This window comes from Brevibacillus sp. M2.1A, assembly GCF_013284355.2.
Classification (GTDB): Bacteria; Bacillota; Bacilli; order Brevibacillales; family Brevibacillaceae; genus Brevibacillus.
On sequence record NZ_JABSUY020000001.1, the window covers coordinates 4,251,783 to 4,270,611 of the forward strand.

Below are 18,829 nucleotides of genomic sequence, written 5' to 3' on the forward strand. Positions count from 1 at the left end.
TGTTATACTTCCTTCACACCTTGATTTACGGTCCTGATTTGAAGAATGCCGTTTGTGGCATCTAACTCTATTGTCCGACCGCAGTTTCCCCCTGTATCTTCTGCCACGATCTTTATATGAGCATCCTTCAATGCAAGTTTGCACGCCTCTACATTCCGAGGCCCAATCCGCATGGTGTCATTATTTCCTAAAAACGCGAACATTTGTGCGCCACCAGCCAATTTCGCAACTGTGTGTCTCGTCTCCGCACCAGCCTTCACCATCAACTGAATCAGATGAGGGATTGCTGTATCTGCATATTTTCCTATCGTTAGCTCCCCGCCTTTAGCCAAAGACGATTCAGGGAGCATAACATGTGCCATACCTGCAATTTTATGGATATGATCGTAGAGTACTACTCCTACGCAAGAACCTAAACCGGTAGTACGCAGCTTGCTCGGCGGCTTTGCCACACCGAGATCAGCCATCCCTATCTTAATAATCTCCATCGAACGGAACCCCTAATGAACGAAATAGTATTGGGAGCGATTCAGGATCAGGAATTAAGAAAAAGTTCCCTTTTACTTGATCATTGCCTTCGAAAAAAGCGGTGTCAATCGTGAGGGCAAAGTCACCCGCTTGACCCAACGCTATTAATCCATAACTTAGAATAGCTCCAGCCATATCCACAGCGAGTGCAGGTACGGACGGCTGTAAATTTAATTGTGTAAAATCAGCTAACGATGATAAATAAGAACCTGTTAAGATGTTGCCAATCTCATGCAACGCGGAGATCTCCAGCTCTTCCCACTCGTGCACATCTTTATTAATTCCTGTGATTTGCTCGAGCAGGTGCTTGGCTGAATCCAAATCAAGGATGAAAAACATGTTGCCTGGACAATCGCCTTCAACCCGGAGGAAGACGGTCACTACTACAGTTTCCGCTCCTCCGACACAATCTGCAACTTCGTCGAAGGGGATAATCTTGACTTGTGGAACTTTCATATCGATTTCTTTTTGTATGAGCTTGGAGAGAGCCGTGGCAGCGTGACCAGCACCGATATTCCCGATTTCCCGTAAAACGTCAAATTGGAAATCCCCAAACTTCGTAAAATCGCCCATTTTACTTACCCCTCAATTGCGTCCAACTGCTTGATTTCCTCAGTGCTCAATACTTTATCGAGGTTTAAGAGGATTAACAGTCGTTTATCCAGCTTAGCGACGCCTCGCAAATAAGCAGCCTCCACACCTCCAACAACTTCTGGAGGCGGTTCAATCGCATCAACTGGTATATCGATAACATCGTTTGCGGCATCTACAATGAGACCCACTTCCAATTCACCTACGGCCACGATAATGATTCGAGTTGCTTCGGAATAGACGCTTTCTTCGAGACTAAAACGATTTCGCAGGTCAATAATCGGTGTCACAACGCCACGCAGATTAATAACCCCTTTGACGAAACTAGGCGTTCGAGGAACTCTTGTGATGTGCTCCAGCTTTTCAATGGATTTAACCTGATGAACCTCAACGCCATACTCTTCGTCCTTCAATCGAAAGACAATCACTTTGACTTCGCTAATGACTTCTTTTTGATCGAGCATGTGGCTGCCCCTCCTTCTACTTAATCAGCGAGTTACAATCTATGATGAGCGCGACCTGACCGTCTCCCAGGATCGTTGCACCTGAAATGGCAAATACATTGACCAGATATTTGCCGAGAGATTTTAGAACAATCTCTTGTTGTCCGATGAACGAATCGACGACAAGGCCTGCCATTTTCTCACCTTTACGTACGATGACGACTGCCACTTCATCTTCCATCGTTTCCCCATTATCAGGCACTTGGAAAATGTCCTGCAGCGAAACGAGCGGAACTACACGTCCCCGGAAGTCGATCACTTTTTGGCGGTGAGCCATCATGATTTGATCTTTTTTAAATACAGCCGTCTCAATAATGGAGCTGAGTGGGACAGCGTACTTCTCATCCTTCACTTGCACCAGCATCGCGGAAATGATAGAGAGCGTAAGTGGCAATTGAATGAGGAAAGTCGTGCCCTGACCGCGCACAGAATCTACGCTGACACTGCCACCCAACGATTCAATTTTGGACTTCACGACATCCAATCCAACACCACGACCGGAAATGTCAGATACAACTTCCGCTGTACTAAAGCCTGCTGCAAATAGCAACTCATGGATTTGCTTGTCACTCATGCTATCTGCATTGGCAGGATTGACAATGCCTCTCTCAAGCGCTTTTTTGAGAACTTTATCTTTATTGATTCCAGCACCATCATCTTTTACTTCAATAAATACATGGTTGCCACTGTGGAAAGCGCGGAGCTCGATTTTTCCTTCCTCTGGCTTACCCGCCTTTTTCCGATCTGCTGGAGACTCAATTCCGTGGTCAAGCGAGTTACGCAGCAAGTGATTGAGTGGGTCCCCGATTTCGTCGATGACGGTACGATCCAATTCTGTCTCCGCACCGATAATCTCCAGATTCACTTTTTTATTTAGATCTTTTTGCAGATCGCGAATCATACGTGGGAAACGATTGAATACTTGCTCCACCGGCACCATGCGCATGGTCAGAATGATGTTCTGGAGATCGCCACTAATCCGGCTCATGTGCTCCACGGTTTCTTGCAGTTCATTCTTTCCAATTTCTCGTGCCAACTGCTCCAAACGACCGCGGTCAATGACCAATTCGCTAAACAGATTCATCAAGATATCCAAGCGTTCGATATCGACACGAATGGTTTTTCCACCAGCCGTCGCCTTTTTCACTGGTGCTTGAGGAGCTTCTGCTGCACCCTTTTCAGCTGGTGCTGGTGCCTGTTGCACTACGGGAGCAGGTGGAGCTTCCTTCTTCAATTGAATGGTTTCGATTGTCACATCTTGGATTTCCGAAATGTTAAGAATCGTAGTACGTACCTTTTCAATCGATTGCTCCGTCACATAGGCGATTTCAAACGACTGTTCAAATCGCTCATTCTCGATATCTTCAACAGCTGGCTTCGTTTTGATCACTTCACCCATGGATTCCAGTTGATCAAAAACCATGTAAGAGCGGGCTGCCTTGAGCAAGCAGTTTTCATTCAATGTCACTTTGATCCACAAAACGTTGTTCCCGAGCTCCTGAGACTGCTTCAAGACCATCATGGCATAATCATCAAGCTCATGATCTTCAGCTGATGTAGTTTCCTCTTGCGGTGCTTCCACTTCCATAGTAGTAGCTGCTACTTCCTGCTCGGCTGAAAAGTCTCCTGCAACAATCGCACGCAGCTTCTTTACAATAGCGGATACATCCGCTGAGCCGTCTCCGCCTTCTGTGATATCGATGACCATGCCTTCAATCAAATCTACACTCTGGAAAATAGAGTCCATGATATCACTGGTAATCGTTAGCTTCTGATTGCGAATCAGGTCAAGTACATTTTCCGCTTCGTGAGTCAAACTCGCCATGTCTTCAAAGCCCATAGTTGCCGACATACCCTTCAATGTATGCGCGGATCGAAAAATCTCTTTGACGTGGCCAATGTTACCCGGATCACTTTCCAAGAGTAGCAAATTGGCGTTGATCGCCTGTAGGTGTTCCTTTGACTCCTCAATAAACATGTCCAAATACTGATTCATATCCATAGGTGATCCACCTCCCAAAAATCAGTGCAAGAGCTTGCACAACAGCTCTGGAATCTTTTCCAATGGGGCCACGTTGTCTGCCAAGCCTGCTTGAATCGCTGCGCGTGGCATTCCGTATACAACACAGCTCGACTCATCTTCGATAATACTTGTGACACGGCCCAGTTCCTTCATGAGTTTTAGCCCTTTAGTCCCATCATTTCCCATGCCTGTCATGATGATTGCCCACTTGTCTACATTTGTCAATTGACTGACTGATTCAAACAGGATATCGACAGACGGTCTGTGTCCGCCTCGTGGCTCCTCTTGATGTAAGTAGGCCTGCAGTCTGCCATTCACTTGACGAACTTCGAAGTGGAAGCCTCCTGGAGCGATGTACGCTGTACCATTTTCCAAAAACTCGCCATCGACAACCTCGGTTACTCGAATCTGACATAACGAGTCTAGTCGATTTGCTAACGATTTTGTGAATCCAGCTGGCATATGCTGAACGATAGCAATTGGTGCAGGAAAATTCGCCGGAATTGCAGTCAGTACACTCTGCAATGCTTTAGGACCACCTGTGGAAGTACCTAGAACCACCAGTCTTGCCTTCCCCCCCACTTGTGACCGCATCACAGCAGGCGGGCTCGGTATTTTCGTACGTATTACTGGTGAGGCCGGAGCACCAGGTGCAGCTGTTGGTTCGAAAGATACCGGTTTGGCTACGCGTGGCATCTGCTTTTTCAAACGTACTTTCGATGCTGCCGCAGCCTTCACGCGCTCGATAAGACGATCTCCCACTTTGTGGATATCGAGAGAAATTGGACCCGAAGGCTTCGTTACAAAGTCAAACGCACCTAGTTCCAACGCATGAATCGTAGCTTCGGCGCCTTCTTTTGTCAGGCTGCTCAACATGACGATCGGAACCGGACACTCATTCATCAGTTTTTCCAGAGCGTCCAAACCGTTCATGACAGGCATTTCAATGTCGAGTGTGAGAACATCCGGCACCAGTTGTTTACATTTTTCAATACATTCGAGTCCATTCTTGGCACGATCGATCACTTCAATCTCAGGATCAGTAGATAAAATGTCCGAAATCACTTTACGCATAAATGCTGAATCGTCCGTGACGAGAACGCGGATTTTGCTCATTCGAATGTCGCTCCCTTCCTACTTTTATGTCTCATCGTATGAAGTGCCTCAACCTCGCAAGAAAACCTTTGAGGCCACTGACAGAAGCATCTGAAGTAACCGGACGATCCAAATACCGCTCTACCAGATTTCGTATGCTTCTCGCGGCTTGCGATTGTGGATATGTAAGTAGAAAAGGACGCTGCAGTTTAACAGCTTTTGAAACATAAGGATCATCCGAAACATATCCAAGCGACTGAATTTCCATATTCAAAAAACGTTTGGAAACCATCGCAAGCTTGTCTGCCGTCATTTTCCCTTCTCTCTCCGACGACGCTCGATTTATCACCAAACGAATGGATACAGCAGGATTGCGTGCGTGTAGCATCTTCATGACTGCATATGCATCTGTTATCGCTGGTGGTTCAGGAGTGGTAACAAGGATCACCTCGTCTGAGGAGAGCATGAATCGCATGGATTCTTTTGAAAAACCTGCTCCCGTATCAAAAATGATGGTGTCGGCATAGCCCTGCAATGGGTCCAGATGTGAGAATAAGCGATCAAGCTTCTCATCATCTAACTGCATGATCTGCGTAAATCCAGATCCACCCGCAATGAATTCTAAGCCTCCTGGCCCGTGCTCGATAATGTCCCAAACAGTCGTATCTGGCTCTAACAAATGAAACAGATGCTTTTTTGGGGTAATTCCCATTAATACATCCAGATTTGCCAGACCCAGATCCAAGTCAAACAAAACCGTCTTATGACCTTTCTCAATCAAACCAAGTCCAAAATTCAAGCTGAAATTGGACTTGCCGACACCACCTTTTCCACTCGTCACTGTGACCAGTCTAGTTGGTCGTGTCTTCTTGTTTTGTAGCATCCGCTCACGGAGTTGCTCTGCTTGGTCACGCATCTGTTTACTCTCCCATAATCATCGTTGAAACCAGCTCGGGTGTAGCTACAACGATATCATCTGGTACATTTTGACCTGTCGTTACATAGGAGAGCTGTAGATTCATCTCCTGACAAACATTCAACATCGTGCCAAAGCTGTTCGTTTCATCCGCTTTTGTAAAAATGACTTGCTTCACTTGAACTTCCGCAAAATTTTGGACGATCGCTTTCATATCATTGAATTTGGAGCTCAAGCTAAGTACCAGGTAGTTCACGCTGTCTTTGCCATGCTCCAACAATTCACGAATGCCTTCGACGTATTCATCGTTGCGAAAATTTCGTCCAGCCGTATCTACAAAAATGAGGTCACAATCACTTAAGCGCTCCATCGCTGCCGCCATTTCTTTCGGAGAAAAGACAACCTCCAGTGGGACATTCAAGATGTTTGCGTACGTCTTCAATTGTTCTACAGCCGCCATTCGATACGTATCAGCCGTGATAAAGCCGATTTTTCGCTTTTCCTTCAACATGCTGTTCGCCGCAAGCTTCGCAATGGTCGTTGTTTTTCCAACCCCTGTCGGACCGAAAAAGAAAGCATACCGTACGTTCTTACCCAGCTTTGGCGAAGATGCTGTATATGGCTCGATCATGGAAGTGATAATCGTTCGGCTTACCGTAAACGCTTCTTCCTCCGTCCATTTTTCACCCGGTTGCGACATATCCATTACTTTTCGAATGATTTCTGCAGTTAGCTCTTCCGTCACTTCTTGCTTCAATAACTTTGCACGAATAGATTGTATCGCCGGAGGAAGTTGTTCACTTAAGTCATGCACCAACAGCTTTTGAAACATTTGACGCATATCTCGCATTTCAGTGGCAATCGCGTCATGATTGCTTACGGGTATAGCTCTTTCTTGGGATGTCGTGACAGGAGCATGCTGCTCAGCTGGCTCTACCTGCTTTGGCACAGCTCTCGTATCTGAGATCTCTTCTTGTGGAGGCGTCGCAACCGCAGTTTGTGTCATCGCGGCTACGAGCTGCTCCCTACCTGTTGATTGAACTTGTTGATTCTCCGATGTTTTTGCCACAGTCGGTCTTCGATACGCTTGAGCAGCCGTGTACGTACCCGTCTGCGATTTGGGCAAAACGTTGCTGGTTCGATGTTCAGCTGCTACTGTGGGATTTTCTCGCTCGGATGCCTTTTCATCGACAGCAGCGATTACTTCGATTCGTTGTTTGCCAAACATCCCGAACAATCCACCTGTTTTGATCGGCTTGGAATTAAGAATCACTGCATCCATTCCTAAGTCCGTCCTGATTTTTTCCATTGCTTCTGGCATCGAATCGACAATGTAACGTTTTACCCTCACGAAATGTTCACCATCCCTACGCTTTGCACTTCAACATGTGGTTCGAGCTCGCTGTACGACAAAACGGGAACGTCTGGCATCATGCGATCTACTAATTGACGCAAGTACATTCGGACCGCTGGTGATGAAAGAATGATCGGCTGTTGACCCGAGTTGATCATTTTGCTCACTTCAGTCGACATGTTTTGGAAAATTCGCTGAGACGTTTCCGGATCCATCGCCAGATAGCTTCCTTGCTCAGACTGTTCCACACGTTCAGAGATTGCTTTTTCCAATCCTGCTCCAGCTGTCAGCACGCGAAGTGGTTGTCCTGGCTCCGTAAATTGGAGTGTGATCTGTCTCGCCATCGCCTGTCTCACATACTCTGTCAGTACATCTGGATCTTTTGTATACAAGGCATGATCCGCGAGCGCTTCAAGAATGACATGGAGATTTCGAACAGACACTTTTTCACGCAACAGCTTTTGCAATACTTTTTGTACGTCCCCGATGGCAAGCAAACTTGGAATCAACTCGTCTACGAGAACTGGTGCTGTCTCCCTTACATTGTCGATCAGGGCCCTTGTTTCCTGGCGACCTAACAATTCGTGGGCATGTCGCTTGATGACCTCTGTCAGATGTGTAGCCACAACAGATGGCGGATCGACAACTGTATAGCCAGACAGCTCAGCAATCTCCTTATTCTCTTCTGTTACCCATAATGCGGGCAATCCAAACGCAGGTTCTACGGTTTCTATCCCAACAATGGAATCATCTTCAATCCCCGGGCTCATTGCCAGATAGTGATCCAGCATGATTTCCCCTTTTGCGACCTGGTTGCCTTTTATTTTGATCATGTATTCATTCGGCCGAAGCTGGATGTTGTCACGTATACGAATGACCGGTACAACGATCCCCATCTCGAGTGCGATTTGTCTTCGGATCATGATGACTCGATCTAGCAGATCTCCCCCCTGCTTCACATCAGCAAGCGGGATTAAGCCATAACCGAATTCGAACTCGATCGGATCGACCTGTAACAGGTTCACGACGCTTTCTGGACTGCGTACTTCTTCCATTTGCTGTTCTTCCACCTTATCGGCGGATTCTTGTATCTGCATCTTCTGGTTCTTTTCCATTTTCCAGGCGGCAAATGCCATTATCCCGCTTACTGGGAGCACAGGCAAAATTCCAATCGGAGTAAAAAGACCCAGCAACAACATGCATCCCGATACGATATAGAGAAGACGTGGGAAGCTGAACATTTGCTTGACGATGTCTTCTCCCAAACCTTCACCAGAAGTGGAACGCGTTACAATAATACCCGCTGCGGTCGAGATTAAGAGCGCAGGAATTTGGCTCACCAATGCATCACCGACAGACATGGTAGTGAAACGAGAGGCAGACTCGGCAAAGCTCATATCGTGAATGAGCATCCCGATGATAAAACCACCGATAATATTTACGATAAAAATGATAATACCCGCGATGGCGTCCCCTTTTACGAATTTGCTGGCACCATCCATTGCTCCATAAAAGTCAGCTTCGTTTTCAATCTTTTTTCTTCGTACACGTGCTTCTGCTTCTGTGATCATTCCTGCATTTAGATCCGCGTCGATACTCATCTGTTTACCAGGCATCGCATCGAGCGTAAAACGTGCTGCTACCTCAGCGACACGCTCAGAACCTTTGGTGATTACGATAAACTGAATGATGATCAAGATCAAAAACACAACGAAACCGACGACTTGATTACCACCGACTACAAAGCTACCGAACGTTTCAATAACTTTACCGCCTTCACCGTGCGATAGAATATTTCTCGTCGTCGACACGTTCAAGGCCAGTCGAAAAAGTGTTGTAATAAGCAAAACCGTCGGAAAGATCGAGAATTCCAAAGTTTCTTTTGTATACATCGACACAAGCAAGATGGTCAATGCAAGGGAGATATTCAAAATCAACAGCAAATCAAGAAGCGCTGAAGGAAGTGGGATTACCATCATGACAACAATGCTTATGACAAAAAGGATCGTACCAACTTCTTTAAATTTGAATCCCACTGGTTATCCTCCTTCCATTTATTTCACTTTCCCTTGCAGCTTGTAGACGTACGCGAGAACTTCCGCGACCGCTTTAAACATCTCTTCGGGAATTTGTTGCCCAACTTCAACTTGACTATAGAGAGCCCGGGCCAAGGGCTTGTTTTCCATGGTAACGATACGATGCTTTTTCGCTACTTCCCTTATTTTTAACGCTAGATAGTCTTGCCCTTTGGCGATTACCGTCGGTGCACTCATCGCACTCGCGTCATAGCGAACGGCAACAGCAAAGTGAGTCGGGTTCGTAATAATGACATCCGCTTTGGGAAGCTCCTGCATCATACGGCGAATGGCCATGCTTCTTTGCCGTTCACGAATCTTCCCTTTGATGAGCGGATCACCTTCCGCTTGCTTATGCTCGTCCTTGAGATCCTGCTTAGACATCCGCAGATTCTTTTCATGCTCATAGCGCTGATAGGCGTAGTCCAGGACCGCAAGAATGAAAAGCAATAACCCGAGATAGATTCCCAGCTTTGTCACCTCTTCGGCAGTAAACGATAAGACTGCTCCGAGAGACAATAAGGAAAGCTGTACAACTTGTTCCTTTGCATTCCACAAAATGACGTACGCGACGTAAATGCCTGCGCTTATTTTTAATAAAGATTTCAGTAGCTCTACGAGCGAGCGTAAGGAAAAAATTCGTTTTGCCCCTTTAATCGGATCGATCTTTTCCAGCTTCATTTGAAGGGGTTCTGTACTAATTAGCCAGCCTACCTGCATGTAGTTCACCGCAAATGCGATAAGAAAACTCAAGCCCAAGATAGGTCCTACAATTTTTATCGCTTCAAATGCAAGCTGCATTACGATGACTTTTAAATTTTCTTCATTTACTTGCCACGTGGTATATGTAATCAATGACTCCCGCATCAAATCTTGAAAGGTGCCTAGCATGGTAGAGCCAAGCATCATTAGCAGAAAGAAAAATGCTGTCAAAGATAGGGCTGGGGAAAGATCCTGACTTTTCGCGACTTGCCCTTTTTTTCGTGCATCTTGCTTTTTCTTGGGCGTAGCTTTTTCTGTCTTTTCCCCATTAAAAAATTGAAGATCTACTTGATAGGAAAGCCTCAATTGATTCATGGTGATCCTCCGAGCGATTTCATCATTTCTGCAAGTGCCCGGAACATGTTTCCAAACAATCCGTTCAGGGTCAGCAAGAACGCAGGCATCACCACAATAAGCAGTAAAAAGCCGGCAAGCAGTTTAATGGGCAAACCCACCACAAAGATATTAAACTGCGGGACAGATTTGGCGATAATACCAAGAGAGAGATCAACCAGAAACAATGCAACGACGATCGGTGCCGCAATCATAAACGCACTCGTAAACATCGTTTGAAATGTTTTTACTGCTGTCATCATGACGTTTTCGCTTCCGAAAGCCGCCCACATGATGTCCACGGGTATAACCTGGTAACTGCTTATCACACCTCGTATCAGCATGTGATGTCCGTCAATACTGAAAAAGTACAGGACAGCGAGAATGTTTTTGAAGTTACCTGTTATCGGGATATATGCACCCGTTTTGGGATCAATCACGTTTGCCATTGCGAGACCCATCTGCATGTCCATCAGTCCGCCGGCAACCTGAATGGCGACAAACATCATTTCACATATGTATCCAAGAATGACACCAACAAGCGCTTCCTTCATGATATACAGAATAAAAGTCAAATCCATTGGAATCTCGCCTTGTACCGGCAAGGATTGAAAACTAATGACGGCAATGATAAATGCGAGACCGATTTTAAACTGATTCGGTACACCACGAATGGAAAAGAACGGAGCCGTTACAAAAAAGGCACTCATTCGGACAAAAACAAGCAAGAATACGGGCAGATACATCAGAAAAAGATTCATACGCTACCCAACAAAACGATGAAGGTTACCGAAAATCCCCATCGTAAAATCAAGCAGTACCCGGAGCATCCATGGACCAGCAGCCAAGATCACGACAAATACGGCCACGATCTTTGGAATGAAAGCGAGTGTCTGCTCCTGAATTTGTGTCGTTGCCTGAAAGACACTGACCATCAAACCGACCAGCAAGGCGACCCCAAGTGCGGGTGCCGAAATCAGCAGGATGGTATAAACAGAGCTCTGGGCAATTTGCATAAGTAATTCTTGTGTCATGCTCTACCTCCTGAGGCATTCGGAATGTCGCTAAAAACTGGTCAAAAGTGATTTCACAATGAGATACCAGCCGTCCACCATGATGAACAATAAAATCTTAAACGGCAATGAAATCATAACCGGCGGTAACATCATCATCCCCATCCCCATCAAAATACTGGAGACGATCATATCAATTACGAGAAATGGAATGAATATCATAAAGCCGATCTGAAAAGCCGTCTTCAATTCACTAATGGCAAAAGCAGGTACCAATGCATTCAACGGAATATCTTGGATTGATTTTGGTCGTTCGGCTTTTGTGTATTCCAGAAAAAGTGCTAAATCTTTTTCACGCGTCTGCTTTGCCATAAATTCCTTAAAGGGTATGACCGCTGCGTCTAATGCCTGCTGTTGCGTTAGCTTTCCTTGCATAAATGGCTGCACGGCTGTTTCGTTTACTTGTCCGAGTGTCGGAGCCATTATGAAAAATGTCATAAATAACGCAAGGGCAATCAATACCTGATTCGGTGGCATTTGCTGAGTTGCCAATGCATTTCGCACAAAAGACAAGACAATGATAATTCGCGCAAAACTGGTCATTAAAAGCAAAATCGCTGGAGCTACAGATAATACTGTCAAAATCAGTAACAGCTGAATGGCCGTCGATGTCTCCTGCGGAGTTCCTGTTCCGCCGCCTATCTTCAAATCAATACTCGGAACAAGCGGTGTCCCCGCTGGCGCCGCCATGACCATATCAGGTACGGATAGCAACACTGCGACAAGCATCAGCACCTGCAAAAAATATTTCATTTTTGGTCCCCTCTGTCCTGAGCTTGCTCTTTCTTCCAATGTTCTGTTTGGTTTGGACGATTTCTCAAGTCGTTCCATTGACCTTGCAACAGATCTTGAAAGCTTTTCCCGTCCATGTCAGAAGAAAACAAGATTTCTTCTTCCGCCTGCTTTTTCTTACCGAACGGGAGCCATTCTAGCGAGAATGGGCTTTTCATCGGTTTGATCTCAGCGTCAGCCAAGATCACATCTACCTCTTCACCCGGTTCGATCCTACGAAGCAATTGAACGTTTTCTCCTACTCCCACGATGTACAATGACTCGCCGATCATAACAACCTGCAGTGTTTTGCCATTGCCAAGCGCAGTAGCGCTAATCACTTTAATCGGTCCATGACTCCCGGCCCCTTGACGTCGACCAAGAAAACGAAGCAATAAAAAGATCAATACTGCAATAAAGCCAAGCGAAAAAATGACTTGAACCAGATACCCGATCATACTTCCTGTTCCGCTGCCCGGAATGGCCGCCGGCTGTTCACTGCCGGCGGGCGCATTGCTAGTTGGCACTTTTCCCTGGTTGTACGCATCCGCTACTGAACCTTCCGCAAAAACGGTACTCGGCAGGGAGGAGACGAAAAGCAACAGGATCAGACTGAAGGCTAAAATGAGTCTTGCCCCTGCATTCCGGATCATCATCATTAGCTCATTGTCTTTTTGATCGCTTCCAGAACGCGATCTGCCTGGAATGGTTTTACGATGAAGTCTTTTGCGCCCGCCTGGATCGCATCGATTACCATCGCTTGTTGTCCCATCGCAGAGCACATGATCACGCGCGCGTTAGGATCCAACTTTTTAATTTCTTTCAATGCAGAAATTCCATCCATCTCTGGCATGGTAATATCCATGGTTACCAGATCAGGTCCCAATTCTTTGTACTTTTCAACTGCTTGTGCACCGTCACTTGCTTCCCCTACGACGCTGTACCCGTTTTTCGAAAGAATTTCCTTGATCATCATACGCATGAATGCTGCATCGTCGACGATTAAAACTTTGTTAGACATGAATAGCTCCTCCCTAATGCTTCCCACTTGATTGGTTTATTGTAATTTTTGAACACGATCTATCTGACTGATGATGTCTGTAACACGAACCCCAAAGTTCTCATCAATGACGACAACCTCGCCCTTGGCAATTAGTTTGTTGTTCACCAAAATGTCTACATGCTCACCTGCCAGCTTGTCCAACTGTATAATCGATCCAGCGGACAAGTCAAGGATTTCTCTAATAAGCTTTTTCGTACGTCCTAACTCAACTGTTACTTGTAATGGAATATCGTGAAGCAAGTTCAAATTCTGTATGTCTCCTGTATACATAGGAGCACCTCCAAGCGGAGCAAATTGTGCTGGTACTACATTCGCCTGACTAGCGGCAGGACCTCCGAAATGCTGTGGTGTTGGCGGAGCCATTGGAGGCTGCTGATACATTCCTGGGTACGGAGCGTAGCCAGGTGGCATCATTGGTTGTCCATACGCGTCAGGATACATCGGCGGCTGTCCTGGGTAGCCCATTGGCGGTGCGTAGCCCGGCGGCTGCTGATACATTGGCTGTTGCTGTGCCTGTGACGGCTGCGCTACAGGCGGTACATGACTCTGTGGCTGTTCTTGCGCACTTGGCTGGATAGAAGGAGCCGACAGACCCATAGCAGGCAGAGAAGGCATCTCTATCTCATCTATGAGGGCCGCTGCTGCTTCTTCATCCCCTGCACCTCCAACCAGTCGATCAATCATCTTTTTCGCAAAGGAAAGAGGGAGAAGCTGCATAATATTGGAATCAATAAGTTCGCCATGTTCTCCTACCTTTAAGCGGAAAGATACTTTCACCAGAGGACTGTCATCATCAGAGAAGCTGTCTCCACCCTTGCCTTGCGCTAGATCCATTACATCGATGCCTGGTGGCGTAATATTGATGAACTGGTTGAAAATCGTCGACATGGACGTAGCAGCGGAGCCCATCATTTGATTCATGGCTTCCTGAACCGCGCTGATATGAAGCTCAGACATTTCAGTGCTCGCTGGTCTACCATCTCCGCCCATCATCAGATCCGCGATAACGGCAGCATCTTCCATGCGAATGACGAGCAGGTTAATTCCTTTGAATCCATCTGTATATTCCACGTGGACAGCCACGTGAGGAATCGGAAATTCACTTTCCAATTCATCGACATTGACTACCGAAACAGTAGGGGTTGTAATATCTACCTTTTGACTTAACAAAGTAGATAACGCAGTAGCTGCGCTCCCAAAGGAGATATTACCAATTTCTCCGAGTGCATCCTGTTCAAACGGGGACAGAAAATCGGCAACATCCTGGGTCACTGCCGATACAGCTTCCTCTTCGTCCTCAACCAAGTTGTTCGCACGTAACAGCGCGTCAATCTCGTCTTGAGAAAGCATATCTCTACTCATTTTGTTCCTCCCCCTCCTCTATGACTTCATCAATCTGTACGGCGACTCTTCCTTTATGTGTTCCTGGCTGACCCAAGAACTTTAAGTGGTCGCCCACTTTGACTTTCAGCTTGTTGTCGATCGATTGATCTAATTGAATGACATCGCCTTTTTGTAGCTGTAGGAAATCTCCTACTGTAATCGTAGCTGTTCCCATTTCAGCAACAATCGGCAATTTTGCAACTTTTACTCGCTCTTCTACACGCAGGCGCTCTTCTTCATCCCGCGTTTTCTTCTGTTTGGAGAACCAGTATTGTCCAGACAGCTTTGTCATGATTGGCTCCAGTACCACGTGAGGCAAACAGAGATTGATCATTCCTGTTGTATCGCCGATTTTGGTACTAAAAGAGATTACCACGACAATCTCATTAGGTGAGACGATCTGCATGAACTGTGGATTCATTTCCAAGCCTTCCTGATACGGGTCCAGTTCAATGATTTGCTTCCATGCCTCGTGGAAAGTATCCAGCGCTTTGCCGAATACGCGTTCCATCACCGTTGTTTCAATTTCCGTAAGGGCGCCCATTTTTTCCGGAATCGCCCCCTGTCCTCCCAGAAGTCGATCCAACATGGTATAGGCGATGTTTGGATTTACTTCCAAAACCATTCGTCCTTCCAGCGGAGGAGCTTCAAAGATGTTCAAGATAGTCATCTTGGGAATAGAACGTATAAATTCGTCATACGGCAATTGATCGACGGAGGCAACCGTAATTTGCACGAAGGTACGGAGCTGAGCTGAAAAATACGTAGTCAACAGCCTCGCGTAGTTTTCATGGATTCGCGTTAAACCACGGATCTGATCTTTCGAGAATCGCAGGGCGCGTTTGAAATCATATACTTTGACTTTACGCTCAGTTTCTTCCTTTTTCAGCTCGTTGGCATCCATTTCACCCGAAGATAGGGCGGCCAACAGCGCATCAATCTCACTCTGTGAGAGAACCTCGGCCATATGTCGTCACCTCCTTGCTATGTATACCATAATCGCTTCCTATGACAAGACGCGTTTGGTTGTCACTACTTGAACAATCTTACCTTCTTGCATCAGGGAGCTGATTTCATTCATGATTTTTGCTTCTAGCTTGTTCACACCTTCAGTCCCTTTTATGTCTTCTGGTGTCAACCCCGCCAATGTTTTAATAATCACCTGATTGACTTGCGGCAAGCGCTGCTCCAACTCTGTTTTGGCAGCACTACTGTCAGCCGTAATGCTAAAGCGTACAATCATGTAATTATTCGTTAGCAAGTTCGTAGTAATTTCGCCAGTATCAACAGAGAACTCTTTCATTTCCTCTGCCGTGAGCGGCTTCACTTCTTGCTCTTCCGTCGTGGCTGTTTGGGCTGCCGGAGAGAGATAGGTTTGCCAGAGAACAAACGAGATCACTCCCAGTAGCGATATCGCGATGATAATGATTAGAGCCATGTTAAACAATCGATTTTGAAACATCGCTAATGCCTCCCGCTATTCATTTGAATCACCCGGCATTTTCGGTACAGATGTTGCCGGAGGAACATTATGATAAAAAGCCTGAACACGTTCAGCGATGGATTCCACCGAATCCTTCACGATGTACTTTCTGTCGTTGAACAGCGTAATTACGCTATCCGGAGTTCCTTCAACAGTTTCAATGTGAGTGATGTTCAGATAAAAAGTAGAACCGTTAAACCGCGTTAACTTAATCATTGGCTGCTCCTTTCCGGATCAAGCTGGGGAAGGCTTAGAACACTTCCCCGGCTTTTCCGTTAAACGAAATTATCGTTTCAGGTTCACCAGTTCTTCCAATACTGTGTCAGATGTCGTGATGATCCGTGAGTTTGCTTGGAAACCGCGTTGTGCCACGATCATTTCTGTAAATTCTTCAGAAAGGTCAACGTTGGACATTTCCAGTTGTCCTGCGATGATGCTTACTTTTGCATCAGCTGGCGTTACTGGTGTCAAGGGGTCATTATCATTCGCACCAGCGTTTACTGTGTTTTCGTAAAGATTGTTCCCAATCTTCTTCAAACCACCTGGGTTATTGAAGGTCATTATCCCAATGGTATTCGTAGAGTCTAATGCACCTGTTTCATCCACCGTTGTGATGACTCCGTCTTTTCCGATAGAGTAAGAAACAATCCCATCATTTTGGCTGATCTGAATGGCACCTGGATCAGTGTTCATGAGCTTCATCCCTTGGGAGTTCACCAGGTATCCGTCTGCATCACGTGTAAAGTTGCCTGCACGCGTATAATAGATCGTTGCCCCTTCATCCGGGCTTACCATAAAGAATCCATCGCCCTCGATAGAAAGGTCTGTTGGCAGGTTGGTTGTCATTGGACTACCAGCATTGAAGACGGTATCAACGGATGCGATTGAAGCTCCTAGACCAATCTGAGTTGGGTTAGTTCCGCCCTTCCCACCAGCTGTAGGTGCCCCAGCCCCTTGAACGTTTTGGCTCAAAATATCTTGGAACATCACACGACCCTTTTTGAAGCCCACGGTGTTTACGTTCGCGATATTATTACCAATAACGTCCAACTTAGTTTGAAATCCACGCAAGCCTGAAATACCTGAATACATAGATCGAAGCATACCTGCTTCCTCCTTTACCTTCTCATTTACAGCGGCTACCTCTGTCAGTCGGTAGCCGAATGGGCTTCCTCAAAAGGAGGTCCAGCCCAGTAAACAGCCACCTACACGAATATGGCACTGTCAATGTTAGTAAATACGTTGTCTTTCATGCTGCCATCGTCTACAGCGGTAATAATTTTCCGATTTACGATGCTCACGACGTAGGCCACATTATCCATCATAATGAGAGACTCTCTGGCGCCTTTGGCGGCTGCTTTTTCCACAGCGGATTCCAAACGCTCCATCTGTTGTCTTTCTAGCGTTATGCCCCGCTCCTGCAAGCGATTGACGGCATGCTGGCTAAAACTAAGTGGCTCCGCCTTTGTTACAGCGCCAATCGATTCCGTCAAATACTGCTGAAATAACGTGTTGTTTCCCGGAGCAGTTTGGGCAGTAGCTTTTGCGACGTGATTCGTTTTCGGAGGAAAATAGGGTTGCCCCACACGAAAATGGTTCATGGCACTTCCTCCTTACATCCAATCCTAGACGATGTCGTCAATGCCGCGAGCCGTTTCCCGCAATCGATTCCATAGCACTTCTGATGATTCATTACTGTCTACCAGGGCATCGAGAGCAAATTCTTGCTCGTCTTTATCTTGCTGTTTTCGATTTTCTTGTTGCTGTCGTGCTTGTTCACGCTGCTGTTGGAAGTTAAAAGCTGTATCCTGCTGTTGGTTTACCTCCAAGCGATCAACCTGCAAGCCTTGTTGGGTCAAAGCAGCTCGAAGCTGTGGAAGCTGATTGTCCAGCATATCCTTTCCAGCCTGTGTTTCAGCATGGAACTGTGCTGTAATCACTCCATTTTGGGAAGTAATCGTTACATCTACTTGGCCCAAAGATTGTGGATTCAGAATCAGCCTTGCCTCATGTACGCCATTATGTTGGGTCAACTGCATCTTGGACACGAAAAGCTGTGTGACTTGCTGTGTCAGTTGGTTGGCGTTCACGTGATGTGTTGGAACAGACTGTTGCTGAAAGGTCTGTACAGATTGTGTCTGTGTATTAGATGAAGCAATAATCGGTGTCTGACCATTTCCATTCAACATGCCCTCTTCTGCATTGCCATCCTGATTCAAAAGGCCGCTTTGAAGGGTTGACTGTACTGTTTGGGATTGAATCCCTGCCTCTAGCTTGTAAGCCGAGAGTCCTTGATTCAACCGCAGTGGAGAAATCGTCTTAAACGTATCCTGTTGGGTTGTGTTCATGTTTGCCATCACATCGGATCGCAAGTTCAGTCCACTTCGTTTTGACTCCTCAGCATTTCCTTTTTGATTCTTCAGGGATTCGAGAAGAGCTGCCAGCTTGTCTAGTTCGTTTGGAGTTGCTTCCCCTTTTTTCAGGTTAGCTAGAAGCTGCTTTAAATCCTCACTCACTTGACCAGCATTCCCTTGCGCTTTACCCAATAGTTGTTCCATTGCAGTTGCAAATTTTTCTTGGGCGTCAGGCGGTAATTCGTCTTGCGCAGTTTGACCAGAGCCAAGCAGTTGGGCAAATAATGCCATGAGATCAGCTAATGCGAGCATGTCCTCTTCACTTAAACCCTCTGGATCCACCATTGTCTCTTCTGGGTTCCCCACCTGATCCAACACCTGAATCAATTGCATGGAAAACATTTGACCTAGACCAGTTCCACCTGCATTAACGGTAGGGGTTGCTGTAACAGATCCTGCTGATCCTACTGCAGGGGTCAAATTGGCCACATTCATCTCGTTCACCTCCTCCATTTGATATTT

At 46.3% G+C, this 18,829-nt stretch carries 21 protein-coding genes; all 21 read right to left on the reverse strand.

The features are described from left to right. Positions 1–2 precede the first annotated feature (2 nt). The 21 genes from HP567_RS20300 to HP567_RS20400 all read right to left on the reverse strand — a co-directional run bounded on the left by HP567_RS20300 (position 3) and on the right by HP567_RS20400 (position 18,802). Positions 3–488 carry a chemotaxis protein CheD gene (locus HP567_RS20300; protein WP_015891734.1) on the reverse strand — a complete coding sequence of 162 codons (486 nt, stop codon included), beginning with the start codon at positions 486–488 and terminating at the stop codon, positions 3–5. Then, entirely contained in the window at positions 475–1,101 is a 627-nt protein-coding gene (locus tag HP567_RS20305) for a chemotaxis protein CheC (RefSeq protein ID WP_173608003.1), read from the reverse strand. Before HP567_RS20305 ends, HP567_RS20300 begins: the two co-directional genes overlap by 14 nt. Before the next feature lie 5 nt (positions 1,102–1,106). Further along, positions 1,107–1,583: a chemotaxis protein CheW gene (locus tag HP567_RS20310; protein WP_007719278.1), complete on the reverse strand. Its 477-nt coding sequence runs from the start codon at positions 1,581–1,583 to the stop codon at positions 1,107–1,109. Between the two features lie 16 nt (positions 1,584–1,599). Further along, complete coding sequence (locus tag HP567_RS20315) at positions 1,600–3,624, reverse strand: chemotaxis protein CheA (RefSeq protein ID WP_173608004.1); 2,025 nt, start codon at positions 3,622–3,624, stop codon at positions 1,600–1,602. Between the two features lie 21 nt (positions 3,625–3,645). Continuing rightward, positions 3,646–4,761 (reverse strand): protein-glutamate methylesterase/protein-glutamine glutaminase, encoded by a 1,116-nt coding sequence (locus tag HP567_RS20320; RefSeq protein ID WP_173608005.1) that lies wholly within the window; start codon positions 4,759–4,761, stop codon positions 3,646–3,648. 31 nt (positions 4,762–4,792) lie between these two features. Continuing rightward, the gene (locus tag HP567_RS20325; protein ID WP_173608006.1) at positions 4,793–5,656 is read right to left on the reverse strand and encodes a MinD/ParA family protein; all 864 of its coding nucleotides are present in this window, start codon (positions 5,654–5,656) and stop codon (positions 4,793–4,795) included. A gap of 4 nt (positions 5,657–5,660) precedes the next feature. Continuing rightward, positions 5,661–7,007 (reverse strand): flagellar biosynthesis protein FlhF, encoded by a 1,347-nt coding sequence (gene flhF / locus HP567_RS20330; RefSeq protein ID WP_173608007.1) that lies wholly within the window; start codon positions 7,005–7,007, stop codon positions 5,661–5,663. Next, positions 7,004–9,046 carry a flagellar biosynthesis protein FlhA gene (flhA, locus tag HP567_RS20335; protein WP_064202438.1) on the reverse strand — a complete coding sequence of 681 codons (2,043 nt, stop codon included), beginning with the start codon at positions 9,044–9,046 and terminating at the stop codon, positions 7,004–7,006. The genes flhF and flhA overlap by 4 nt, the downstream gene beginning before the upstream one ends. Before the next feature lie 18 nt (positions 9,047–9,064). Further along, a complete protein-coding gene (flhB, locus tag HP567_RS20340) occupies positions 9,065–10,162 on the reverse strand; it encodes a flagellar biosynthesis protein FlhB (protein ID WP_173608008.1) in 1,098 nt (365 codons plus the stop codon). Then, entirely contained in the window at positions 10,159–10,941 is a 783-nt protein-coding gene (gene fliR / locus HP567_RS20345) for a flagellar biosynthetic protein FliR (protein WP_173608009.1), read from the reverse strand. Before fliR ends, flhB begins: the two co-directional genes overlap by 4 nt. 3 nt (positions 10,942–10,944) lie before the next feature. Further along, positions 10,945–11,214, reverse strand: coding sequence for a flagellar biosynthesis protein FliQ (fliQ, locus tag HP567_RS20350; RefSeq protein WP_007719290.1), 270 nt, complete (start codon positions 11,212–11,214; stop codon positions 10,945–10,947). Between the two features lie 30 nt (positions 11,215–11,244). Then, complete coding sequence (fliP, locus tag HP567_RS20355) at positions 11,245–12,006, reverse strand: flagellar type III secretion system pore protein FliP (protein WP_088908099.1); 762 nt, start codon at positions 12,004–12,006, stop codon at positions 11,245–11,247. Next, entirely contained in the window at positions 12,003–12,683 is a 681-nt protein-coding gene (locus tag HP567_RS20360; protein WP_173608010.1) for a flagellar biosynthetic protein FliO, read from the reverse strand. Before HP567_RS20360 ends, fliP begins: the two co-directional genes overlap by 4 nt. After that, on the reverse strand, positions 12,683–13,045 hold the full coding sequence (locus tag HP567_RS20365) for a response regulator (RefSeq protein WP_007719294.1): 363 nt from the start codon (positions 13,043–13,045) through the stop codon (positions 12,683–12,685). Before HP567_RS20365 ends, HP567_RS20360 begins: the two co-directional genes overlap by 1 nt. 36 nt (positions 13,046–13,081) lie before the next feature. Continuing rightward, complete coding sequence (gene fliY, locus HP567_RS20370) at positions 13,082–14,449, reverse strand: flagellar motor switch phosphatase FliY (RefSeq protein WP_173608011.1); 1,368 nt, start codon at positions 14,447–14,449, stop codon at positions 13,082–13,084. Then, positions 14,442–15,437: a flagellar motor switch protein FliM gene (gene fliM / locus HP567_RS20375; protein WP_172140508.1), complete on the reverse strand. Its 996-nt coding sequence runs from the start codon at positions 15,435–15,437 to the stop codon at positions 14,442–14,444. Before fliM ends, fliY begins: the two co-directional genes overlap by 8 nt. 39 nt (positions 15,438–15,476) lie before the next feature. Continuing rightward, entirely contained in the window at positions 15,477–15,932 is a 456-nt protein-coding gene (locus HP567_RS20380; protein ID WP_173608012.1) for a flagellar basal body-associated FliL family protein, read from the reverse strand. A 15-nt stretch (positions 15,933–15,947) separates the two neighbouring features. Continuing rightward, on the reverse strand, positions 15,948–16,169 hold the full coding sequence (locus HP567_RS20385) for a flagellar FlbD family protein (protein WP_015891749.1): 222 nt from the start codon (positions 16,167–16,169) through the stop codon (positions 15,948–15,950). A 69-nt stretch (positions 16,170–16,238) separates the two neighbouring features. Beyond that, positions 16,239–17,057 (reverse strand): flagellar basal body rod protein FlgG, encoded by an 819-nt coding sequence (flgG, locus tag HP567_RS20390; protein WP_173608013.1) that lies wholly within the window; start codon positions 17,055–17,057, stop codon positions 16,239–16,241. 101 nt (positions 17,058–17,158) lie between these two features. Next, a complete protein-coding gene (locus tag HP567_RS20395) occupies positions 17,159–17,554 on the reverse strand; it encodes a TIGR02530 family flagellar biosynthesis protein (RefSeq protein ID WP_173608014.1) in 396 nt (131 codons plus the stop codon). A 24-nt stretch (positions 17,555–17,578) separates the two neighbouring features. After that, complete coding sequence (locus tag HP567_RS20400) at positions 17,579–18,802, reverse strand: flagellar hook-length control protein FliK (protein WP_173608015.1); 1,224 nt, start codon at positions 18,800–18,802, stop codon at positions 17,579–17,581. Positions 18,803–18,829 lie beyond the last annotated feature (27 nt).